Here is a 21,907-nt window from a genome sequence, read left to right on the forward strand (position 1 = left end):
CGGCGAGGCGCCGGCGGCTTACAAGCGTTCGGCGAGGCATCGGTGCTCCATCCGTCGGGCTCATACCCATGACGGTACAGAGCGTGCTCGGTGCGTGTGGAGTGCTACAGGTCAGGAAGTACCCGGAAACGACAAAGGCGCCCCCGCGCCGGCGCGAGGCCGGGCGGGGGCGCGTGCTGCTCAGTGTGGCTGGGTCACTCGTCGAGGGTGCGGCGGGTGCGCTCGTCGACGCGGTCGACGGCGTCGCGCAGGCTGCCCCCACTGTTCGGGTGCAGTTCGTGTTCGACGGCGGCGAGCTGCTGCTCGATGGCGTCGAGTCGGGTCATGACGCCCGGGCGCCCGGGGACGCCGGGGCGGGATGGGGTGCCCTGCCAGTCGTCGGCGAGGTCGCCGAGTCGCTCGGCGAGGCGTCGGGCGCCCCGGGTTGCTCGGTAGAGCAGGCCCAGGGCGGCGCCCACGGCGGCGGCGACGCCACACCAGACGACGGCGAGGTCGACGCCGGGGATTCCGGTGCTCACGTTCTCGGGGCCTCCTCGTCGACCAGGCCCAGGCCGACGCGGTCGAGCAGGGCCTCGACGCCGGGCAGGGCCATCACTCGGGCGAGGCCACCCGCGACGGCGAGGGCGCCGGCAACCCACGGGAGGGAGGCCGGAACGCCGGACGCGTCGACGATGGCGGGCAAGACTACGGCGAGGCCGACGGCGCCCTGAATGACGGTGCGGATGGTCCGCTTAGCAGCAGTGGACACGGTTGCTTCTCCTTCGGTTGGGGGATCACTTGGCGTTCGCGGTGCGGTGCAGGTACGCCCACCCCTTCGCGCCGATGGCCGGGTCGTACGATTTGCCGGCGCTGCGGTAGGACGGGTGGGCGTTGTGGAATCGGGCGACGGCGGACTGCGTCTGCGGGCCGTAGTTGTCGGACTCCGCGACGCTCTGCGGCATGAATCCGCAGGTCTTGAGCACGCGCTGCAACACGCGGGCGGACGGCTTGGACTTGCCCGGGGCGAGGCCGGCCGGGAACGCCGGCGGGGTGTACGGCTTCGGCGTCGACGGCTTGCTCGGGGTCGAGGGCTTGCTCGGCGCCTTCTGGTCGAGCAGCTCGGCGACGCGGGCCCGGATGCGCGCCATGGTGAGAGCGGGCCCGCCCTTCTTACCGATCGGGCCGCGCGGGTCGACCTTGCCGGGCTGCCACTCGCTGTGTCCGATGACGGACTCGGCGCCCCACCCGTGCGCGCGGCAGATGCCGGCCGCGGCGCGGGCGATGGCCTCGACCTGTGCCTCGGGCCAGGGGTCGACGTTGTCGCCCAGGTTGATGCACTCGAAACCGTAGAACCTGCTGTTCCCGTCGGTGTTCGCCTCGTTGTCGGCTGGCAGGGCGTGCTCGTTGATGACGGCGGCGAGCACGTCGTCGTCGCCGAGGCCGGCGTGATTCGCGCGGCCGTACCCGACAAGGTGCACGCGGCCGGCCTTGTCGATGACGCCGTGACAGAGCGGGCCCGGGAGCGAGCTGTACCCGTCGCGGCAGATGGCGACCGAGTGGGCGGTGCCCGATGTGACGGTGTGATGGATCATGACGCCTTGCATGGGGCCCCATGCGCCGTGCCCGGCTCGGTTGTGGGTGCGCCACGATCCGACCTCGATGACGTCGACGGCCTCGCCGCGCAGGGCGGACAGGAACGCGGATGCGGTGAGCGGTGGTGCCATGGTGGGTGTCTCCAGACATGAAAAACGCCCTCGGCGACTGCCGGGGCGTACGGGGGAAGCGGGAAGGGTCAGACCATGGCGAGCGCCATGATGGCCGGGTCTAGGCCGACCTCGCCGACTGCCTGATTCACGGTCGCGGGCAGTGACGTTTGGCTGTTCAGGCACCATGCGCGCTGAAAGGTCGTCCCCATGTAGAAGTTGGCGGGGGCGCTGGGGCTCTCGTTCTGTACGTGCATGTAGTAGAAATCCGTGGCGGCGCCGGCGGACATGAGGAACGCGGCCCAGTAGCGGCCCGGGGCGAGCGTCGCCGTGGCGGTGAGCGCGATCGGGACGGCGCCGATGTGGTTGTTGACGGCGCCCGGTGCGGTTCCGGTGAGCTGTCCGGCTTCCGCGACGCTCGACACCAGGCCAGACGTCGCAACGCGCGTCCCGGCTTCGTTGTAGATGCCGACATAGAACCGTGCGGCCGGGACGGCGGCGGATCCTGCCCACCCGCGGGCGAAGATGACCACGCGGTTTACCTGCGTCGACTCGGTGATGTTGACGCCGGACATGTAGAGCCGCTGGATTACCGCGGCCTTCGGTGCCGTGGTCGGGTTGGCCACGTGAGCGGGGTCAACCGACCAGGCTTGGAATCCGAGTGCCTGCGGGGTCCACATGTTCCGGCCGGCGGCGGCAGGGAGCTGCGCTATGGGGATCTTGGTGGACGCGTCGAGCGAGGCAACGCCGTTCGCTGCGGCCCGGGCGGTGGTGGCGAGGGCGCCCACCTGCGCGGCGGTGTGCGTGTGCGCGGCGGTCGCGGCCCCGACGTCGGCCGCGGCGAGGACAACGTCGCCCGTCTTGGTGTTGACGGACGACACGGCGCCGCCCCCGGCGCCGAGGGTGAACACGGTTCCGTCCGACTGGCGAACCTTGATGGTGCCGGCTTCGGCCCACATCAGGGCGGCGCCGGCCGGGTTGGCGGTGGGGGCCGCGGTGTTCTTGAACGCGGTCGGTCCGGCAACGGTGAGCTTGGCCCCTGGGGTGACGGCCGCGGTACCGATGCCAAGGTTGCCGGTTGCCCGCTCGCCGAACAGAACGGTGGACTTCCATTCGCCGCTGTCCGACCAGTTGGCAAGCTCGAAATTCGATCCGGCGTCGGCGCCGGCCTCGGCGGCGTTGTCTACCTGGTAGATCCAACGCGATACGCCGGCCGTGCTGAACGTCAGACCTCGGTAATCGAGGGTGGCGGCGTCGAGTTGCAGGTTTCCGCCGGCCACGAGACCGGACTCGGGCAGGGCGTTCACGTCGGCCGCGGTGAGTACGACAGCGGCCAGCGACTTGCCGTTGACCGACTGCACGACGCCCGGGGCGCCGGGCGTTCCGGGGTCTCCCTTCGCGCCAGCTGCTCCGGTCGTGCCCGTCGCGCCTGTGTCTCCCTTTGCCCCGGGTGCTCCGGTCGCCCCTGTGGCTCCGGTTCTGCCGACCAGGGATACGAGCCACTGCTGCACGGTGCCGACGAACCCCTGCTCGACGGCTACCTCGTACGCCGAGTCGCCCCGGACTGCAACATAGTTGGGCTTGCCTGGGTCGGTCGGCGCGATATCGGCGAGGTCGACGTCAGGGTGCACGGCCGGGAGCAGAACAGCATACGAGCGGTTCGAGGCCACGCCGGCGAGCTGCTCCGTGACGACGTACGCCCACCCGTCGGGGTCCATGCCGGGGGCGTCGGTAGCGGGCACCGTTACCGATATTGCGCCGGTCGCGTCGAGGGCGGCGACGACTGGCCCGCCGAGGATCACGTCGGAGTCGGGGAAAGTCAGGACGGCCGGCGCGCGCAGGGTCACGGATCCGGAGAGCGGCCGGCCGTCGGGGGTGAGATACCGCGCCGTAACGGTGACGGTGGGGATGTTCTCGGGCAGCACGAGCGCGGTTCTCCTTACTCGTCGACGCGGCGCAGGCCGGGCTCGACGGGGCCTTCGGGGGTGGTGGCGAGGTCTGCCTCGGACGCGGCCGGCGCAGCGGCAGCAGCGCCCGTACGGGCGGGCAGGTCGGGGGCCTCGGCGGGTGTGAAGGTGTTGCGGGTGTAAGCGCTGAACATGCGCGTCTCAATGGCGCCGGTGCTCGCGCTGTTGCGGTGCTCGATCTGGAACAGGACAGCGTCGCCCCACTCGGCGTCGTCGAGGGGCACCGTGAACGTCTTGGTCACCCACGTATTGGTGGGCAGGGTCCACGTTTCGAGGACGCGCTCGCTGTTGCCGGGGGCGACGTAGGTGATACGGACCTGTCCGCCGGCGCTGGCGATGCTGGAGAAGTTCAGGACGGCGACAGCGTTCTGCGCGGGCATTCGGCCGACCCATGCGAACTGCCATGAAGTCGTTGACTCCATGGCCGAGTTAGCGGTCGGGTACATGGGGAAGGGAAGCCACGGGCGGCCGAGGAATCGGTCGCTGTAGTAGTCATCCATGACGATGACCTGCCGGGAATCGCGGTCGCGGTTCCACATGCGGATCATCTGCCGGTCGGTGGCGTCGTCGTCGCCCACGGTTAGGGCCGCGGTTCCGTCTTCGCGGCCGATACCGACGCCCCAGTCCCCTTGCGGGGTCTGGCCGACGATGAACGTGCGCTGCCCGCTGGGAGTCTCGGCAAAGAGCTGTCCGCCCTCGCCGATGGTGATGTCTCCGTGCAGGATCTTGTCGAGGGCCGGCCGCATCTGCGAGCGGCCGGTGAGCTCGCGTACCTGCCGTTCGAGTGAGCGGATCCGGTCGAGGATGTCCTGCGGAACTGCTGCCATTACGGAGCCTCCAGATACAAGCGGGCGGACTCGGGCCGGCCTCGCTCGGGCGGGGTGATGCCGAGACCGACGACGCGGTACCGGGCGTCGAGGGTCTCGGGGTGCCACAGGTCCCGGATGCGCAGGCGCACGGTTGCGCCGAGCAGGGCGGGGGACACTGGCGCACGGGACATGTCGAGGGTGACCTCGGGGACGACGGTCCCGGCCCGGGCGGCGACAAGGTCGGCGGCGGCGTGCCCGTCGAGGGTCGCCTGCTCGGTAACCGTGGTGTAGTCGCTGCTCCCGTCGAGGCGCGGCCACCCATCGGCGATGTCCTGCCCGGCGAGCTGCAACGCGGACGTCTTGGGGAAGCTCTCGGCGGCCTGGTTTTCGTTGTCCGTCGCGCCCCTGCTCTGCCACGCGTTCGCGCGCTTGGTGGCGTCGACGGGCCATGTGTAGGCGGTGACCGGCCCGGGATGGTCGAGCACGATGTCGGTGGAGCCGGTACGGATGGTCGGCGAACCGAGTTGCAGCCGCTTGACCCTGCGGCCGTCGGCGTCGCGGAACGACGCGATACGCCACTCGAACCCGCCATCGACGGCGCCGAGTTGGTCGAGTAGGTCCCGGACGACGGGCAGGTCGTAGCGGGAGAACTTCCGCTCGCGCAGGGTGCCCGACACGTCGGTCGGGTACTCGATACCGATGTCGCCGCCCGGGGTGTTCTGCACGTAGTCGACCAGGCCACGGACGATGTCGTACTGATCGGTCGGCGTCGTCGTTTGCAGGGTGTCGTACAGCATCCGGTGTGACAGGTAGGTGTCCCACGTGCCGGCCTGTACCTGTACGCCGAGAAAGCCGCGGCTGTCCGACTGCACGGCGGCCGTCCAAAGGACTCCGCCCCACCAGATGTCGGCGCCCCTCTCCAGCCATACAGCCGTACGGCCCGGGACGATGGCGGCCCGGGCCCGCGCGGCAACGGCGGCATTGGGTATCGGCACGGTGCCGGACATGGCCCCGGACTTGCCTATGTAGTCGTCGAGGCTGAGACCCTGCACCGGCAGGGCGTCGAGCACCTGGTCGGAACGCAGGTCACACAGCAGCAGTCGGTACCCGGGGGAGATCACGCGACCCCCTCACAGGACGTAGCACGAACTGATCCGGATGTTCCGGCCGCTCTGGATGGATCCGCCCGGTACCCACGTCCGCAGGATCACGGTTCCGTTGGTGCCGATCCGGGCGCCCCCGTCGCTGTACCCGTCCGACGCGGCGCCCTCGACGTCGTACACGGGGCGCCACCCGGTGGGGATGGTGGCGACGGTCTGGTCGGTGATGTTCCCGCCGGCCGGAACGCTGATCGCGGTACCGGTGCGGGTGACCTCGACCGTGAGGGAACAGACGCCCCCGACGCGGCGGGCGGTGAACTGCGTGACGCCGTACCCACTCGCCGCGGTGGCGCCGGTGGTGATTGCCTCGACGTCGCGCGGCGGGCGGTAGGTCGTCCACTTCGCCGTGGTGGCGTTCCAGCGTTCGAGGACTCCGTCGACGTCGCGGAACTGTCCGTCGTAGGCGCCGGTGAACGACGTTCCCCACCCGCGCGGGATGATCCCGCCGTAAGAGGCGGTGTATCGGCGCCGGTCGGCGAGGGCCGACCCCCAGTTGATCCCGCCCGTTCCGGCGGACGCGCCGGCCGGGACGGCGATGTTCCACAGGCGCAGGGACGACGGGGGCAGGTTCGGTTCGACGGGGGATGGCTGCGGGGTGCCGTCGACCAACTCGACGGCGACGGACGTCTGCCCGGTTGCGTCGAACAGGCCGTCGCGTACGCGCAGCACGATGGAGTCGATACGGGGGTACTGCGCGTTTCCGTCGCCCACGGTGAGTGTCTCGGGGACGGTCACGGCCACGGGGTAGGCGCCTTGTGCGGTGGTGCCCTGCACCAGGGCGCGGCCGGTGCCGAGCTGCACCTGCATGGCGCCGGCGCCGGTCGCCAGGAGCGGGGCGCCGCCGGCTATCACTCCGTCGCGTGTGGTCAGTTCACCCTCGGGCGCGAACGTGCCGAGGGGGGCGAGGCGGGTGTCGGTGCGGGTCTGTCCGTCCGGGGGTCCGGCGAGCAGCCACGCGGCGCGCACGGTCATTCGGGCGGCCTCCTTACCAGTGAGCCGAACGCCACCGGACGGCGACGGATGCGGCGGGGTCGGATGAGTCGGGCGCGGCCCGGAATGCAAGATCGGCGGTGCCGGGCCAGAGCGCGAACGACTGCTCGGGGACGCTCTGCGCGGTGGCTGTGTAGAGGCGGCTTGCGGTGCCGTTGAGCGTCACCGTGCCCTCGCCGGTGTCCACGACCAGGACGTCGCCGGCGGCGAGGTCAAGGTCGTATTCGAGGACGTCGCCCGTGGCGAGGTTCGTAAGGCTCGGCATGGACACGGGGCCCCGGAACTCGACGACGGGGTGCGCGGGGGCGTTCCCGTCGTTGTGGGCGGTGAGCGTGCCCGTGCTGCCCGGCGGTCCGAAGTCGTACGGGTCGCGCAGACCCTCGGCGCCGAGTCCCGGAATGAGCAGCCGCGACGGGCCGACGGTGGCCGTGGCGGGCGAGGGAACGGTCGCCCACTGCATGATCGGGCGGACGACGGACGCGCCGGCCGGGGCGGTCCCGGTGACGCGTCCGTACGCGCCGCTCGTCGCGGAGACGTAGGCGCCGGCGTCGTCAAGCCAATGCAGCAGCAGGGTTGTTCCGCGCGGCGGGGCGTCGGCGAGGAACGTCACGGACTGCGCCGGCTCGACGGGGAACCCTTCGAAGATGTCCGGTCCGGCCGTCCACGCGAGGCGGGCCTGCGCGGCGGTAACGGTGACGGTGAGCGCGCCCCCGCTGTTGCCCGTCGTGAGGCCGGACAGGGCCCAGAACGACGACGCGCTCGACGCACGCCCGGCGGCCTGGTCGGTGGGGAACACCTGCTGCGAGGGGTCGGCGTTCCAATCGAGGCCCGGTTCGTCCGTGGGCAGGCCGGCCCGTGCGGTGCGTTCGAGCAGCTCGTACCGGCGCGGGTCGCTCGCGGTGAGCTGCACGGCCGCGCCGGTGATGCTGCCGAGGGTGTACCCACGCTCGACGGGGACGGCCCGGGCGGTCACCCGGACCCATGCGAGCAGGGGCCCGCGCTCGTCGAGCTGCACGACGAACGGCTGCTCGTTCTCGGTGATGGTGGTTGCGGCGCCGAGCTGCTGCACGACGGCGCCGATTTCCCCCCGGCGGGCCCGTATCTGGATCCCGTCGAGGGTGACGACGCGCGGCTGTGCGAGCAGCCGGCCCAGGATGGCGCCGTGGGCGTCGGACCGGTTGACGCTCCCGGAGTCGAGGGCGGGAAGGTCTTCCCATCCGGACAGGGAGCGCCACCGGTAGGGGGTGCCGCGTCCGAGCAGCAGCTCGCCGAGCTGCGCGTGCCCGGACGTGTTCACCTGGTCGCCAATGGCCACCGTTCACCCCCTCGCCTTCATGCGCCACGCGAGGGCGTGCGCGTTCTCTTCGGGGGTCTGCTCGCCGCCGTGCCAGTGCTCGATGTGCACGGCCGGCACGCTGCTCTGACCGAACGCGTACGTTCCGCCCCCCATGCCCGGGGTTGTACCTGCGAGGGCGGGCACGGGCGGGGGCGTAACCAGGTTCGACATGGTGCGGTCGAGTACGGCCGAATTGGCGCGGATACCGGCGACGACACCGGCGGGAATCCACCGGCCGACCTTCTTTGCCATGACCCGGGAAGGGCTATGAATTCCGAGTGCCTTTGCGATCGGCCCCGGAATCAGATCCTTTGCCCACGAAATGAGCGTCGACTTTAGCCACGATCCCATGGACTTGATGCCGTTCCACAGACCGCGTACAACGTCAGTTCCCTTGTCGTACAGCAGGCGTCCGAGACTGCCGATTCCGGACGCTATGCGGCCCGGCAGTCCTCGCACCCAATTGACAAGTTCGGTGGCCTTGCGAACGCTGCCGTCCTTGATGCTCTGCCAATGCTTGATGATCAGGCCCGGAAGGGTCCAGGTCAAAAAGAAGTTGATGAGCTTCTGCGGCAGGCCCTTGACCCAATCCACGATGGCGTTCCAGACGCGCACCGTTCCCGTACGAATCGAATCCCAATGCTTGATTATGATTCCAACAAGCGTGAAATTCAGGAACAGGTCGAGCAGGAACTGACCAATTTCCTTAATCTTGTTCCAGACCCAATCCCACGCCGTTTTCGTCGCGGAAACGATGGTGTCCCAGTTGGCGACGACCAGCGCGACCAGGGCGACGACGGCGGCGATGATCAGACCGACGGGGCCCATGGCGATCAGCCACGCGGCGGCCATGCGTGCGGCCTGAATCATGGACTGTGCGCCCATGAGGACCCACGCGGCGACGACGCGTACGGCAGCAGCCGCGGCCCCGGCGCCCTGTGCGATCCAGCCGGCAAGGATCGTTGCGTTCGCGGCGACGAACGAGACGACGGCCCGGGCCCCGGCTACGCCTTGCGCAACCCACCCGGTGACGACGGCCGTTGTGGTCAACCCTGCCTGTATGGCGAGGGCTACCAGGGTCGGCAGGAAGAACGCCGTAATCAGGCCGGCGGCAACCATGAACGCGGTGGAGTGCTGCGAGACGAACGCGCCGGCGGCGGCGAACGCTCCGCCCACGTCGACCAGAAACCCGCCAAGGGTGGTGAGTGCCGGTATGACCACTCCGCCAATGACGGCAACGGCCCCGTGCTCCAGAGTCCGCGTGAACTCCGTCATGCGCGTTGCTGCGTTGTCGCGCATGGTGTTACCCGCCTTCGCGGCGGCGCCCTCGACGTCGCCGAGAGCCTTTACGGCCGTCGACGGGTCGAGCGCGAACAACGCGCCGGCGAGGTCTTCCGACTGCGTACCGAGCAGCGCAACGGCGAGGCGCGACCGTTCGGCCGGATCCTTGACGCCCCTCAGTCGGTCCATGAGGGTGTCGAGCGCTGCGTTAGCGGTCGGCCCACCCTTGGTGAAAGCGGCGGCCATTTGGTCGGCGTTCAGACCGATAGACTTTAGGGCGTCCGCAGCTTCGCCGGACTTGATACGGATGTTCAGCTCTTTGAACGCGTCCGCGACGATATCGGCGTCGCGGGCACCGGCGGAAAGGCCCTGCTGTATAAGGCCCATCGCCTGTTGCCCGGACACCCCCATGTCCCGGAACTGCGTTCCGTACTCATTGAAAGTGTCGAGCAGATCCTCGGCTTTATTCGCACCGTTCTGCGTGCCCTTAACGAGAATGTCGAACGCTTCCTCGGCGTTCTTCGCCATTCCCGTCTTGAGCATTTGCCCGACGGCGGCCGACGTCGGGCCGACATCCTCGCCCATGATCTGTGCAACCTGGGAAAGGCGTCCGCCGATCTTTTCCAGCTCGCTCGACGTTGCGTCAGCAGGTACGAGACCCTGCTGCCACAACCCCTTTAGGGCCTCGTTAGCTTCCTCGACACTGTCCGTGTATCCCTTGCTGTAAAGGGAGCCGGCCGCTTTACCGAGCTGCTTTGCCTGCGCGGGGTTGGCGCCGAGCTGCGCGGCGAGTAGGTCGTTTCCCTTCTCCTCCGCCATGGCCTGACCGACACCAGCCATGACGGCGGCGCCGATGCCTGCCCCGACGGCGGCCCATCCGAACGCGGACAGGGCGCCACTGGCCCCGTCGGCGGCCTGGTCGCCGCCTGCTGCGGCTCCGTCGGCCATGCCCTCGCCGAGGGCGGCCCCGGCTTCTCGTCCGGCTCGGTCGGCGTCGGCGACCATGTTGTCGCCGGTCGCGCGCATCCCGGATTCGGCGCGGGACATGCCCGCCTGTGCCGGGGCGTCGTCGACGGTGATGGTGGCGAGCAGCTCGCCCACGGTGAGCGCCACCGGATCACCTCCCATCGGGGGTCATCCGGCGCGGTCGCCGGTCGTGCGGGTGTCAGCCGGCGGGGATGCCGGTGATTGCTGCGATTTCCGCCGGGTCCGATACGGTCCGGGGGGTACGCGACCATGCGCGCGCGAAACGGGACTCGCCCGGCAGGCCGGTCACCAGGACCAGGAACCTGCGGGTGGACATGGCGGCGAGGTCACGCGGACCGGTGCCGTACTCGCGGGCGAGGTCGGACTCGACGGCGGCCCAATGGGTCAGGATCGCGCGCCAGAACGCGCCCGCTTCTTCGTCTTCGGCTTCGCCCGGCGCTGCGCCCGGTTCGCCGGGGCCTCGGCTTTTCCCGCGTCCTGCTCGGCGTACAGCTCGGCCGCGCGCGCCATGGTGACGCTGCCCGGCTTGCGGATGTTCGCGGCGGAGTACATGAGCACGACGCCGAGCTGCCGGTCGGTCATGCCGTGCTCGGCCCATGTGTCGAGGACGTCGCCCCCGTACAGGGTGGCAAGCATCTTGCGGACGTCGTCGGGGTCGCTGGAGTCCTGTACGCGCTCCATCTGGAGCGTGAAAAGCAGGGGGAGCGACCCGGGCAGGGTGTACGTGGTGCCGTAGAGGGTGAGCTGCTCGCGCGGGCGGGTGGTGGACTCCTCGGCGAAGAACGCGTCAAAGTCCGCCGGCCCGGCGCCGTGGTCGAGCTGCTCGTCGTCCTGGTCGACGACGTCGAGGTCGAGGTCGGTCACGGCGTCACGTCCGCCGTGGTCGCGGCGCCGCACTTCGTGACGGTGGCGCTCCAACTGGTCTTGTCGTTGGTGCCTCCGCCCTGCTCGCCCGGGGTCACCGTGGCATCCCAGACAACCCACTTGGTCTGTGTGTTGTGGCGCCACCGGACCAGGTTCCGGGAGTCGATGCCGAGACGCTCGGCCCACACGTGGTCGACGTACGCCTGCCCGGGATCCTGCGCCTTGGTGGTCTTGTCGATGCGGTACTGACCCTCGATCTCCAGCGAGGCGCCGCGCTGCATCACGTCCTGTTCGTACTGCCCGTCGGAGTCGAAAGCCGTGGTGTCGACGGTCTCCTCGTTCTCCCCCGGGGAGTGCGTGAACGTGGTGATTCCGCTGATGGGGAGCCACGTAGCGGGCTCGGCGTCGATGTCCTGGACCTGGAATATCCAGCCTCGCGCGTCAATCGGCCGTCCGGCCATGGGCGGTACCTCCTGTGTCTGTGGTGGGGCCGGCGACGTCGAGGTCGAGGTTTACGACGTGCTCGTGTCGGCCGTTGCTGTCGGTGCCCATGGGGGCGGGGGTGCCGCGTGCGGCGGCGAGGATGAGCCACGTCCCGTCGGGCAACTCGACGCCCGTAAGGCCGTGCAGGGCCCGGTACAGGGCCTCGCATCGGGCACGGGATACGCGGGGGTCGGCGGTGCCTCGCACGCGCACCTGTAGGCGCCGCTGCTCGACGTCGTCCCGGGAGTCCGGGGCCCCGGCGTCGTACAGGGCGAGGGACACGGCGCGGTCGGGAGTCGGGGGCATGGCCTCGACGAACGTGTCGCCGGTGCGCCCGGTCGGGTCGTAGGTGACCAGACCGGCGACGGCGAGGTGTCGGGCGATCCCGTCGAGCAGGTCAGCCACGGAGGGACCGCCGTACCTGCGCGGCGATGATCTCCTCGACGGTGCCCTGCTCCTCCGCCAACGGCCCTTCAAGGAACTTCGCGGTCCGGCCGTCGTCGTGGTCGAGAGTGAGGTCTTCGTGCTGCCTGGTCGCGTACTTCGTGTCGTACGAAACGCCGGCGGTCAGGGCCTCCTCGTCGACCGACGCGACGCCGGACCGTTCGAGCGTTGCCTCTTCGATCGGCACGCGGCGGCGGGAGACTTCGAGGACGTGCTCGGCGGCGAGGCGCAGGCCGCGTACGGTCCCGGCCCGGGTGCCGCGCAGGGCGGCGTCGCCGTTCCATGTGAGGCGGGCGCGGGCGGTCACTCCGTCATCACCTCCGTACAGGCCGGCACGGGCAGGCCCGGGGCGGTGTGGTCGGCGGTCGATATCGCGGTCGTCACGCGGCCGTTGGGCAGGGTCAACCGGGATCCGGGCGGGCAGTCGAGGCCGGGCAGGGTGATCACCTGTGCCGTGCTGACGACTTCGCGGCCGTCGCTCGCGCGCCGTACCTGCTTGACGGTGTGAGCGACCAGGGCGCGGACGTCGGCGACGGGCGGGTCGTAGATCGGGCCGTACGCCGAGTCACCCCGGTACGGCTCGATGGTCACGCGGTGGCGCAACAGGCCGGCGGGGACCTTCACCAGATCACCCCCGGGAGCAGGCCGGCCGCGCGTAGGGCGCGGTGTGCACGGGGGGCAAGGTCGACGCCGGACGCGGCGGGCGGGCCCGCCGTGCGCCCGGACAGGGACACGGGGCCGATGCTCACGGAATCCCACGCGCCGGCCGCGCCCGTACCGTCGTCGCCCGTGGCGAGCTGGTACTCGACCTGCGCGCAGACGGCCGCGGCCAGTGCGGCGACGACGGCCGGGTCGGTGGGGTCTCCGTCGTCGTCGACGTCGTAAACGGCGGTGAGCAGGGCGGCGTCGACGTCCTCGGACGCGCGGGCGAGCAGCCGGTCGACACCCTCGGGTGCCGGGGTGCCGGTGTAGACGGCGAGCTGCTCGGGGGTCGCATAGACGCGGCCCATGGCTCACCCCCCGTCGGTCTTCTTGGCCTTGCTCGGGGCAGCAGAACGCCCCGCCGGCTTGGTCGCGGGCGGGGCGTTGGTGGGCTGCTCGTTGGCGGCCTGGTCGGACTCCTCGACGTCGTCCGGCGCCCGGTGATACCGGCGCAGGATCATGCGGCGGCCCCCTTGGTCTTCAGCACGACGACGCCCTCGTCGTCGAGCCGGTGCGTGGCGTAGTGCACGTTTGTCGTGACGACCGTGGTGCGCGCGAGAATGTCGCGGTCCGTCTCGACGATGGGGCGCCGCTTGTAGAGCAGGCCCAGGGAGCCGCGGCGCAGAAGCAGCGCGTTGTACGTGGTGTCAGCCCCGGTGCCGGCCGTGGTGAGTCGGTTCGAAACCAGGATGTTCACGCCTCCCACCTGGCCAATCACGCCTCTCGGGATGACGGCCGCGCCGGCGCCGAGCTTGTCCGCGCTGATGAAGTTGGGGTCACGGAGCAGGGCGGCGCGCTGCGTGGAGTGGATGACCAGGCCGGCCATGTTCTCCGGGTCCCACTCGTCCCCGAACCGCTCGATGCCGGATACGACGACGTCCCAGGAAAGGGCCTTGGTCGAGGCGTCCACGGTGATCACGCCGGCGGCCTCGGCGGCGAGGCGCAGGTCGGTGTCGATCTTCCGCGCGATGAGTACGCCGAGCTGCCGCTGCGTCTCCGCGTACGGGTCGCCGAACGCCACAAGCCGGCTCTTGTCCGTCAGCTCGACGGCCTTACCGGCTTCCTTGATCGTGGCGGAGTTGCCCGGGTCAGTGCCGAGCTGCTCCGGGGTCATGGGCGTGCCCTCGGTCAGGTCTTCCGCCTCGCCCAGCGCGGTCCACTTCGGGAAGCTGACGGAGTCGCCCGGCTTCCCTTCGAGGGTGTTGTCTTCGGTGGCGAGGGTGCCCAGGATCATGGCGCCCTTGAACTTCGCCTGCACCATGTCGGCCCAGACATCGGGCACGATCATCTGTGCGGACGTGGTCTTTCCAGCGGGCATTGCGTGCCCTCCTTACTCGGATGCGGCGGAGAGCCGCGCGTACAGGTCGGGGTCGGACTGGTGGAGTGCGACGCGGTCGCCGTAGGACATGGCGGCGAACTGTGCGGCGGTGGGGGCTTCGGTCGTGCCCGGGGTGAAGTCGGCGCCACCCGCGGGCGGGCCGGCCGGGGCGCCCTCGGCGCGCAGGTGGGGGTTTGCCTCGACCGCGCCCGTGATTACGGCGGTGAGCTTCTCTCCGAACTTTGCGTCGGTCGGGTCGAGGTCGGCGAGCTGCTTCTCGACGGTGCGGGAGTCGAGCAGGCGGGCCGGATCTGCGCCGGCGCCGTGCGCGGCCTGGTGCGCGGCCAGTTCCACGCGCAGCGTGCGGGCCTCGGCGAGGGCGGCGTCGCGCTCGGTGGTGGCCTGCGCGGCGAGCTGCGCCGGGTCGGTCTCGGCCGCGGCGCCGGACGGGTCGAGGACTCGGCGCAGGCCGGCGAGCAGCTCGTCGCGCTCGGTCCGGGCCTGCTCGGCGGCCTGCTCGGCGGCGGTCGCGCGCTGCTCGACGGCGGGGTCGACGGCCGGCGCCGCGGGGGCCGCTGGAGTCGCCGGCACGACGGGAGCCCCGGGCGGCGCCGCGGGGGTGACCGGTGCGGCCGGGTCGGTGGACGGTGCGGCCGGGGCGGCGGGGGTCTGGCTTTCGGGCATGGGTGATCGGCCCTCCGTGACCGTGTGAGACATGCGAAAGGGCCCGCCGGTCGACGGGCCCTTGGGGGTCGTGCGGGGTATCTGTGTGGCTTACTCGGCGGGCGCGGCGGCCTGCCCGTATCCGCGTAGCCATGCGGTCCGCAGCAGCGTGCGCGGCGGGTGGGGACAGGCGGTCATGGGCTGCTCGGCGCGGGCCGCGGTGCGGCCGGCGAGCAGTGCGCGAGTGAGTTCTGCGCGGCTTCCCATGACGCCCCCTCGATCATCCGTCCTGCTTGTTTCGAGCGTCCCACATGGCCTGTTGGGCTGCTCGAACATCGCTCATATTCTGGCCTGTGACCTCGGCGACGAACTGCTGCTGCGTCTTACGTTCGTGCTTCCGCCAGAACGCTTTCAGCTCGTCGGACGCGTAGGCGTACGCGATGCGCGCCGGGCCGGTGAACAGGCTTCCCGGGTCGACGCCGGCGGCCTTACCGCGGCGGTTGAGTAGGTACCCGTTCGTCGCGTCCTCGGCGGCCTGATACTGCTGCATGGCCCAATCCCAGTACATTTCGCGGGCCTCGCGCCGGGTGACCTTGTGCACGGGCTCGTCGGCCGGGTGGTCGTCGGCGAGGTGGCGGGCCGCGGGGGGCAGGGCATCGTCGGCAACGTCCGCGTACTGCTGCCACTCGGCCGGCGGCGCCCCCGGTGCGAGGGCGTCGTCGAGGGCGGCCGACGCGGCGAGGACGTCGTCGACGTCGTCCCCCATCGGCAGGGGGTATTCGGGGATTGGCCCCGGGTACCGGCGATCGAGTTCATCGGCGATGCGCAGCAGCTCGTCGTCGGTGGCGTGCTGCTGCGCCCATGCGAGAACCTCGTCGCCCGTGCCGGAGAGATCGGCGAGCAGGCGCCCCTCGGGGAACACTGCGGCGCGCAGGTCGGCGACGTCCCGGCGGTCTGCCTCGGCCTCGATGCGGGCGAGGCTTCGCTCGTCGAGGACTCCGGGGCGGGTGGCGAGGGCGAGCTGCTCGTCGCTCATCTCGCGCAGGGTGGCGTCGTCGCCGGCGCGCACGCGGGCGGCCTGCATGGCGTCGTCCGCCGGCCGGGTGTAGGTGGTGGGCAGGTTCGAGGCGCCGGGCTGTTCGCGGTGGCGCAGGCGGCGCAGGTCCGGGTGTGCGGCGAGGTGCAAGCGCATGGCGCCTTGCCACTGCCGCACCTTGGCCTCGGCCGCGCGCTTGCCCTCGGGCGTCGTCGCCGCGGCAGCCCGGTTCTTGTGCTTGCGTATGTTCCGCTCGATGGCGCGTTGCCTCTGCCCTGCCTCGTATCCGGCGGGGTCCGATTCGGCGTCCTCGGTGCGGGTGATTCCGGGGGTGTAACTGCTCACGCTGTGGCGGCAATTGGGGTGTTGCAGCCCTGCGGCCCTGGCTTCGTCGAGGGATCCGGCGACGTCGACGCGGACCATGCGGCCGTCCTCGACGGCGTGCTCGACGTCGACCGTACGGGCGCCGGACGGGCCCCCGATGGACAACACCTTTCGTTCCCACGGGCGGCAGAGCGGGCACTCGCGCGGCGAGCTGCTGACGACGACCAGGTCGACGCCGGCCGCGGCAAGCGTCGTCATGTGCGCCTCGACCGCGGCGCGGCCTACGGACGTCCGTACGGCCATCTCGGCGTACGACGTGAGTTGCCAACGGCGGCCGGCGCGGTCGCGGAAGCCAGACACGCCCCGGTCGGCAAACCGGGTCATGGCCTGCTGTGTGGCCTGCCGGCGGGTGTCGGTGCCGAGCAGGGGCGCCGCGGTGGCTTCCGCGACGACCTGCCGGTACCCGTCCTCGACGCCGCGGAGAATCCCCCGGTGCGTCGCGGTCACGGTCTCGATGGTCTCGGCGGCGAGGCGGTCGACGGCCTGCGCCTGCGGGGTGCGCTCGGCGACCGTGCGGCGGTCGTCGTCTCCCAGTACGCCGAGTTCGGCAAGAGCGGAGTGCCGGCCGCTGTCGTACGCCTCGGCGACGACGTGCCGTACCTGCTCGTCGACGCCCCGGGCGAGGGTGTCGAGCAGCATGTCGGCCGCGCGGCGCAGGGGGGCGACGGCGGCGAGCTTGGCGACGGCCCACCCGGGCGCCTCCTGCCCGATGGCGAGCTGTCGCGCGCACAGTTCGAGCAGGCGCCGCTCGACGTCGGCGTACAGGTCGGCCGTCGTCGCGGCGAGGTACTCGACCTGATCGGGAGACACGGGCATCGTGCACCCCCGATCACGCGGCGAGCGGGAAGGATCCGACGGGGTCGGGCGCGGCCTGCCCGGTCTCCTCATGGATCCGGGCGACTTCCTCGGCGACGGCCGTGTCGTCCCAATCCGGGTGCAGGACGCGCACCTTCGTATCGGTGGAAACGGCCTGCGCCTGTGCGAGCAGGGACAGGGTTTGCGCGGTGCTTCCCGGGTCCTCGGCGACTCCGTCGCCTATGTCGACCGTGGGGCGCTCGTCGGCGTTCTTCGTGCCGAACTGCGCCCGGTCGATGGCGAGCAGGACGCGCAGAATCTCGGCAATCGCGCGTCGCCAATACCTCGCCTTTTTGCCCCGGGTCACCATCGAACGATGGTCGCGGGCGGCGATTTCCGTTGCGGTGACGGCGGCTCCGTCTCCGTCGAGGCCGACGGAAGATGGGGAGTAGCCGGCCGCGGTCGTGGCCTGCCGCACGATCGACTCGGAAGTCGTGCGGTGCTCTTCGACGCGGATTTCGAACTGACTCAACGTGATGCCGGCGCCCTGCTCGGTGGGCGGGATGGCGAGGGCCTGCCAGACTTCCCGGTCGTCGTCGAATGACGCTCCCTTGCCGGGGCCGTTGTTGCGCAGGTACCCGTCGGGAACGATCAACCGTGCCCGGGCGAGGCGGATGTCGCGTAGCCACGATGACCATGTCTCGTCGAGGGCGTCGAGCAGGTCGTGCACACCCTGCAAGTCACTGCGGCCCCACGGGGCGCCGCGGTGCTTCCTGTTGGGTCCGATGTTCGGCACGTATACGGCCGTGAGCATGGGCACGCCGGTCTCGATGGCGTCGCCCTCGGTGCCGAGGGACGCGGCGAGGCCGGCCGTTTCGGCGTGCTCGGTGAGCGGAACGCGCCTGCCGAGCTGGTCGTCGGTCCCCTCGTACAGGCCGTGAAGGATGCGGCCCCGTTCGTGCCGTTCGAGGTGGCGCCATACGGCCGACCCCGTGCCGGGCAGGGCCCGCCAGAAGGTGACGGCGGTCATGATCCCGAACGTCCACTCGGGTACGGCCTGGTCGGGGTGCACGACGGTGAGCAGCGGGCGGTCGGGGGCGGCGGCCCGGTCCCACGTCACGCGCAGGAACACGCCGGACAGGGCCGCGGCCGTCTCGGCGGCCGTCAGCAGCAGCTCGGGCACGCCCCCCTCGTCGAGCAGCTCGTCGAGGCGGTCCTGCGTCGAGGCGTCCGCCACGGTGATTACGGGGGTGTCGGCGAAAAGCAGGTCGGCGGACGTCTGCGCGATCTCGCCGGCGAGCGGGATGTGCAGCCGTTCCTCGCGCTTGCCCGGCTGACGGTGGCGCCCCCACAAGCGGCGCCGGCCGTCCTTCCGTGCCTGCGGTGCGTACCGGTAGACCTTGGCGAGGCGGTCGGCGTCGCCGGAGTACCACGCGTCGTCGACCTTGATGTCGGCGTACAGGGGCGCGATGCTCCGCGGCGGCCACATGGTGCCGTTGTCGGGCAGGCTCATGTCGGCGCCCCCTCTCCGTCGACCTGGTCGAGGTGGTTGGCGGCGGTGCGCAGCAGCTCGGCGACGGCCGCGGGGATGCCGGCGGGGGCGTCCACGGTGACGGTGCCGATTTCGGCGGCGGTGCTTCCGACGCGCAGGTGCACGGGCAGGGTGATCATGCGGCGGCCTCCCTCGCGGTGATCAGGTGGCGCCACTCGTGCGCGGTGCTGTGCAGCACGTAGCGCAGGGCGTCGACGCTGTGGTCGGCGGTCTTGATCGGCTTGTCTTCGCCCTTCGCGGACGCGGCCGGATCCCATGAGTAACCGGGGATCTCGTCGAGCAGGCCGGTACACGATTCGTGCACGCGGAGCAGGCCGGCGGCGAGGGCGGACGACACGGACCGGATACCGGCCTTCACCTCGTTGTCGGCCCGGGTGACGCCGGGGTGCCCGTCGGCCCATAGCTGCGTCTGGAAAGAGGCGGCCGACGGGTCAATGAACGTCCACTCGGGTTCGACGCTCTGTCGGTCGAGCCACGCGCGGACGGCCTCGCTGTACTGCGCGTCGGTCATCTGCCGGTGAGCGGTCTTGCTGTCGTGGCGCCACTCCGACACGACGTACAGCCGGTCGTCGGCGCCGAGTCCGAGTACCAGGGCGGCGAACGGGTTCGTGGTCCCGTAGTCCGCGGCCATCCAGTACCGGAGCATCGGCGGCAGGGTGTCGACGACGTGCTGCTGCTCGTCCCACATGTCGAATACGGCGCCTTCGGCGACGACCCATGCCCCGTCGATCATGCGGCGGCGCCACAGACCAACGTATTCGGTGGTGAGGTCGGCGACGTACTGACGGGTAAGACTCGGGTTGTCGGCGAGCTTGAAGTGCCAGTGACGCAGGTTGAGTTCGTGCGTCCGGTCGAGGTATCCGACCTTCAACCAGTGGCGGGGCGAGTCGGGGTTCGTGGTGGCGAGCAGGCGCGCGCCGGGGGTGCTGAGTCGGGCGAGTAGCTGCGTCCAGAACGATTCGGGAACGAGCGTCGCCTCGTCGAGGTAGGCGAGTTGGGCCGTGAGTCCTCGCAGGCGGCCCTCGGCGCGGACGTCGGATGCGCCGATAAGGTGCACGGTCCTGCCGAGGATGACGGCCGTTGTGGCGCCCCGGGTGTGGTGGATGTGCTTGGACAGGGGGCCGAACAGGGACGCGTCTTGCAGGGGCTCGAACACGTTGCGTTCGATGGTCTGCAACGACCTGCCACAGATCAGGATGAGTCCCGACGGGCCGGCCGCGGCGACGGCGATAACGAACGCGAGCAGGGATGCAACGGTCTTGCCCGACCTGACGCTGCCGTGCCACAGGTTGATACGGGCCCGGGCGCGGCCGATCGAACGGAGCTGCTTACGCGACAGGGGCAGGTCGACGCCGGCGGGCAGGCGCACGGCTCACCCCTCGTCGTCGGCCCCCTCGTCGTCGGCGAACGCGTCGGCGAGCACTTCGCCGAGGGTGCCCAGCATCGAACGGACCTCGTCGGCGCCCTGGCCTCCCTCGGCGGGGGCGAGTTTCAGGGACTTGTCGACGGCGATAGACACGCCGGCGAGGATCTGCCGTTGGTCGGCGAACTGCGGCCGGTCGAGGTCGACCTGCGACCACTCGTTGTCTTTGCCTCCGAACGCGCCCACGGTGCAGGGCGCAAAGAGCTGCGCGTGCAGCCGCTCGGCGGATTCGTGCAGGGACTCGGCGAACTGCGCGCGGCGGGCGGCGAGGTCGATACGGCGGGCATCGGTCGCGGCGACCACTTCGGGGCCACGGGCGAAACTCAGCGGGGGGTCGAACGATCCGGCGATCTTGGACACGGTCGAGCCGCTGCGCCCGATGGTCCGGGCAATCTCGTTGCGGCTCTTGCCCTCGGCGTGCAGCCGGCGCACGTCGTCGCGGTCCTGGTCGGTGATCGGCTCTCGCACGGCTTCACCTCCCGGACATGGCGACGCCCCGTTGCCGGGGGGATGGCAAAGGGGCGAAGTAGAGGGGGTGTTTCCGGGCACGCCGGGGACGCCCCCCATTAGATCACGGATTGATAACGGCGGCAACGGGAACGCCGAGGGACTGCTCGACCAACCGGCGCAGCTCGCCCCCGCGGGTGCGCTTGACGCCGAGGGCCGTACCGAGGGCGGCGGCCGTCGGTCGCGCGCCGGTCGACTTCCGCAGGCGCCGGTACGCGGCGACGGCGTCGGCCGGCACGGCGAAGGTGTCGGTTCCGGTCGGCGCCGGGGCGTCGGTCGGGGCGTCGTCGTCGACCGGCCTGACGGTCGGGAACGGCGGTGCGGCGAACGTGGCGGCGAGGGGGAGCGGCGCCGGGGCGTCGTCGAGGACGTCGTCGAGGACGGGCGGGCCGGCAACGGCGGCGACGGCCGCGGCGAGATCGACCAGGGCGAGGGGCGGCGCGGCGGCGGCGGTGACGGTCGCGGCGGCCTGCTCCGCACGGGCGGCGGCGTCGGTGGCGGCGCCGGCTGCCTCGACGGTCCGCTCGACGGCGTCGGCGACGGCGTCGCGGGTGTCGGCCCGGGCGGCCAGGGCGGCCTCGGCGACGGTCGCGGCGACGGTGTCGAGGGTGGCCTGCGCGGTGGCGGCGACGGTCCGGGCGGCGTCGGCGGCCTGCTGCGCGCGACGGGCGGCGGCGTCGGCCTGCGCGACCGACGGAGCGACGTCGACGGCGGCGGCAGTGTCGCCGGCGGGCAGCATTCGCACAAGTAGCTCGGTGGCGACCAACTGCGCCACGGGTGGGACGACGGCGATAGCGACGCCGAGCAGCGTTCCATCGGAGTGCGCGACGTTGAACGCGAGGGACACGGCGGCGAACGCGGCGACGGTTGCCCAGTAGGCGGCGACGGGGCGGCCGGTGCGCTTGGCGGCGACCACTCCCACGGTGCCCACGACGGCGCCCCCGTCGACCAGTACGGCGAACATCCACCCGACGTCGGGGTCGACGCCGTGCTCGGCGGCGAGGGCGGTAAGGGCCTCGAACGACAGGCGGAACGCGAGGAACGCGAACGCGGCCGTGGCGAGGACGGCGGCGGCGATGGGCCCGCGCGAGGGGCTGCTCGCCGCCGGTCGGGCGTAGGTAGGGTGATGCGTAGCCATGGCGGGGTTAGCTCCCGTGGTGGTTAGGGCCCGGTCGGTGATGTGCAGTCACCGGTCGGGCCTGCTGCTATTCGGCGCGGTCCTCGCGCAACTTGCGGTAGACGTACGTGGGCGTCACTCCGAACGCGTCGGCGATCCGATCAGGTGTCCATCCGGCGGCGCTCGCCTCGGCCATCAGGCCCGGCAGGGTTGGTTCAACTGCCTTCCAGATCAAGCGGGCCGATGCGGCACGCAGCAACCGGTGATCGAGCGACTCGGCGGCGGCCTGCTCCGCGGCTTTCCGCACGTCGTACTCGCGCAGCGCTTCGCGCATCTGCTCGGCGAGGCGCTGCTCGGCGTTGGATGGCTGCTCGCTGCTCATGCGTGACGCTCCTTCGAGGACGGGC

26 protein-coding genes are annotated in these 21,907 nt (G+C 71.0%); all 26 read right to left on the reverse strand.

The window, feature by feature from the left end; genetic code table 11:
* Nucleotides 1-194: 194 nt before the first annotated feature.
* Entirely contained in the window at nucleotides 195-518 is a 324-nt protein-coding gene (locus ACIRVH_RS33745; RefSeq protein ID WP_403961279.1) for a hypothetical protein, read from the reverse strand.
* Nucleotides 515-748 (reverse strand): hypothetical protein, encoded by a 234-nt coding sequence (locus ACIRVH_RS33750; RefSeq protein WP_402037774.1) that lies wholly within the window; start codon nucleotides 746-748, stop codon nucleotides 515-517. The genes ACIRVH_RS33745 and ACIRVH_RS33750 overlap by 4 nt, the downstream gene beginning before the upstream one ends.
* A gap of 25 nt (nucleotides 749-773) precedes the next feature.
* Nucleotides 774-1,703, reverse strand: coding sequence for an N-acetylmuramoyl-L-alanine amidase (locus ACIRVH_RS33755; RefSeq protein ID WP_403961282.1), 930 nt, complete (start codon nucleotides 1,701-1,703; stop codon nucleotides 774-776).
* A 68-nt stretch (nucleotides 1,704-1,771) separates the two neighbouring features.
* Nucleotides 1,772-3,607: a hypothetical protein gene (locus tag ACIRVH_RS33760; RefSeq protein WP_403961285.1), complete on the reverse strand. Its 1,836-nt coding sequence runs from the start codon at nucleotides 3,605-3,607 to the stop codon at nucleotides 1,772-1,774.
* Between the two features lie 14 nt (nucleotides 3,608-3,621).
* Nucleotides 3,622-4,476 (reverse strand): hypothetical protein, encoded by an 855-nt coding sequence (locus ACIRVH_RS33765; protein WP_403961288.1) that lies wholly within the window; start codon nucleotides 4,474-4,476, stop codon nucleotides 3,622-3,624.
* A complete protein-coding gene (locus tag ACIRVH_RS33770) occupies nucleotides 4,476-5,576 on the reverse strand; it encodes a hypothetical protein (RefSeq protein WP_403961752.1) in 1,101 nt (366 codons plus the stop codon). Before ACIRVH_RS33770 ends, ACIRVH_RS33765 begins: the two co-directional genes overlap by 1 nt.
* A gap of 12 nt (nucleotides 5,577-5,588) precedes the next feature.
* On the reverse strand, nucleotides 5,589-6,590 hold the full coding sequence (locus ACIRVH_RS33775; protein WP_403961291.1) for a hypothetical protein: 1,002 nt from the start codon (nucleotides 6,588-6,590) through the stop codon (nucleotides 5,589-5,591).
* Between the two features lie 13 nt (nucleotides 6,591-6,603).
* Complete coding sequence (locus ACIRVH_RS33780) at nucleotides 6,604-7,923, reverse strand: phage distal tail protein (RefSeq protein ID WP_403961294.1); 1,320 nt, start codon at nucleotides 7,921-7,923, stop codon at nucleotides 6,604-6,606.
* Between the two features lie 3 nt (nucleotides 7,924-7,926).
* A complete protein-coding gene (locus ACIRVH_RS33785; RefSeq protein WP_403961297.1) occupies nucleotides 7,927-10,338 on the reverse strand; it encodes a phage tail tape measure protein in 2,412 nt (803 codons plus the stop codon).
* A 258-nt stretch (nucleotides 10,339-10,596) separates the two neighbouring features.
* A complete protein-coding gene (locus ACIRVH_RS33790; RefSeq protein WP_403961304.1) occupies nucleotides 10,597-11,076 on the reverse strand; it encodes a hypothetical protein in 480 nt (159 codons plus the stop codon).
* Nucleotides 11,073-11,537, reverse strand: a complete 465-nt coding sequence (locus ACIRVH_RS33795) for a phage tail tube protein (protein ID WP_403961308.1) — start codon at nucleotides 11,535-11,537, stop codon at nucleotides 11,073-11,075. The genes ACIRVH_RS33790 and ACIRVH_RS33795 overlap by 4 nt, the downstream gene beginning before the upstream one ends.
* Nucleotides 11,518-11,964, reverse strand: coding sequence for a minor capsid protein (locus ACIRVH_RS33800; protein WP_403961310.1), 447 nt, complete (start codon nucleotides 11,962-11,964; stop codon nucleotides 11,518-11,520). Before ACIRVH_RS33800 ends, ACIRVH_RS33795 begins: the two co-directional genes overlap by 20 nt.
* The gene (locus ACIRVH_RS33805) at nucleotides 11,957-12,310 is read right to left on the reverse strand and encodes a hypothetical protein (RefSeq protein ID WP_403961313.1); all 354 of its coding nucleotides are present in this window, start codon (nucleotides 12,308-12,310) and stop codon (nucleotides 11,957-11,959) included. Before ACIRVH_RS33805 ends, ACIRVH_RS33800 begins: the two co-directional genes overlap by 8 nt.
* Nucleotides 12,307-12,627 carry a hypothetical protein gene (locus tag ACIRVH_RS33810; protein WP_403961316.1) on the reverse strand — a complete coding sequence of 107 codons (321 nt, stop codon included), beginning with the start codon at nucleotides 12,625-12,627 and terminating at the stop codon, nucleotides 12,307-12,309. Before ACIRVH_RS33810 ends, ACIRVH_RS33805 begins: the two co-directional genes overlap by 4 nt.
* Nucleotides 12,624-13,013 carry a hypothetical protein gene (locus tag ACIRVH_RS33815; RefSeq protein WP_403961319.1) on the reverse strand — a complete coding sequence of 130 codons (390 nt, stop codon included), beginning with the start codon at nucleotides 13,011-13,013 and terminating at the stop codon, nucleotides 12,624-12,626. The genes ACIRVH_RS33810 and ACIRVH_RS33815 overlap by 4 nt, the downstream gene beginning before the upstream one ends.
* A 3-nt stretch (nucleotides 13,014-13,016) precedes the next feature.
* The gene (locus ACIRVH_RS33820) at nucleotides 13,017-13,166 is read right to left on the reverse strand and encodes a hypothetical protein (RefSeq protein WP_403961322.1); all 150 of its coding nucleotides are present in this window, start codon (nucleotides 13,164-13,166) and stop codon (nucleotides 13,017-13,019) included.
* Nucleotides 13,163-14,023: a N4-gp56 family major capsid protein gene (locus ACIRVH_RS33825; RefSeq protein WP_403961326.1), complete on the reverse strand. Its 861-nt coding sequence runs from the start codon at nucleotides 14,021-14,023 to the stop codon at nucleotides 13,163-13,165. Before ACIRVH_RS33825 ends, ACIRVH_RS33820 begins: the two co-directional genes overlap by 4 nt.
* Before the next feature lie 12 nt (nucleotides 14,024-14,035).
* Nucleotides 14,036-14,707 (reverse strand): hypothetical protein, encoded by a 672-nt coding sequence (locus ACIRVH_RS33830; protein WP_403961329.1) that lies wholly within the window; start codon nucleotides 14,705-14,707, stop codon nucleotides 14,036-14,038.
* A gap of 90 nt (nucleotides 14,708-14,797) precedes the next feature.
* Nucleotides 14,798-14,953 carry an Rmf/CrpP fold protein gene (locus ACIRVH_RS33835; RefSeq protein ID WP_403961332.1) on the reverse strand — a complete coding sequence of 52 codons (156 nt, stop codon included), beginning with the start codon at nucleotides 14,951-14,953 and terminating at the stop codon, nucleotides 14,798-14,800.
* A gap of 13 nt (nucleotides 14,954-14,966) precedes the next feature.
* On the reverse strand, nucleotides 14,967-16,922 hold the full coding sequence (locus ACIRVH_RS33840) for a phage minor capsid protein (RefSeq protein WP_403961336.1): 1,956 nt from the start codon (nucleotides 16,920-16,922) through the stop codon (nucleotides 14,967-14,969).
* A 13-nt stretch (nucleotides 16,923-16,935) separates the two neighbouring features.
* Nucleotides 16,936-18,414, reverse strand: coding sequence for a phage portal protein (locus tag ACIRVH_RS33845; protein WP_403961338.1), 1,479 nt, complete (start codon nucleotides 18,412-18,414; stop codon nucleotides 16,936-16,938).
* Nucleotides 18,411-18,572 (reverse strand): hypothetical protein, encoded by a 162-nt coding sequence (locus ACIRVH_RS33850; RefSeq protein WP_403961342.1) that lies wholly within the window; start codon nucleotides 18,570-18,572, stop codon nucleotides 18,411-18,413. Before ACIRVH_RS33850 ends, ACIRVH_RS33845 begins: the two co-directional genes overlap by 4 nt.
* On the reverse strand, nucleotides 18,569-19,816 hold the full coding sequence (locus ACIRVH_RS33855; RefSeq protein ID WP_403961755.1) for a PBSX family phage terminase large subunit: 1,248 nt from the start codon (nucleotides 19,814-19,816) through the stop codon (nucleotides 18,569-18,571). Before ACIRVH_RS33855 ends, ACIRVH_RS33850 begins: the two co-directional genes overlap by 4 nt.
* A gap of 9 nt (nucleotides 19,817-19,825) precedes the next feature.
* The gene (locus tag ACIRVH_RS33860) at nucleotides 19,826-20,344 is read right to left on the reverse strand and encodes a helix-turn-helix domain-containing protein (RefSeq protein WP_403961345.1); all 519 of its coding nucleotides are present in this window, start codon (nucleotides 20,342-20,344) and stop codon (nucleotides 19,826-19,828) included.
* A gap of 103 nt (nucleotides 20,345-20,447) precedes the next feature.
* On the reverse strand, nucleotides 20,448-21,521 hold the full coding sequence (locus ACIRVH_RS33865; RefSeq protein WP_403961348.1) for a DUF2637 domain-containing protein: 1,074 nt from the start codon (nucleotides 21,519-21,521) through the stop codon (nucleotides 20,448-20,450).
* 67 nt (nucleotides 21,522-21,588) lie between these two features.
* The gene (locus tag ACIRVH_RS33870; protein ID WP_403961350.1) at nucleotides 21,589-21,882 is read right to left on the reverse strand and encodes a hypothetical protein; all 294 of its coding nucleotides are present in this window, start codon (nucleotides 21,880-21,882) and stop codon (nucleotides 21,589-21,591) included.
* Nucleotides 21,883-21,907: the final 25 nt, after the last annotated feature.

The sequence above is a fragment of the Streptomyces sp. NPDC101165 genome, from assembly GCF_044768135.1.
Taxonomy (GTDB): Bacteria; Actinomycetota; Actinomycetes; order Streptomycetales; family Streptomycetaceae; genus Streptomyces.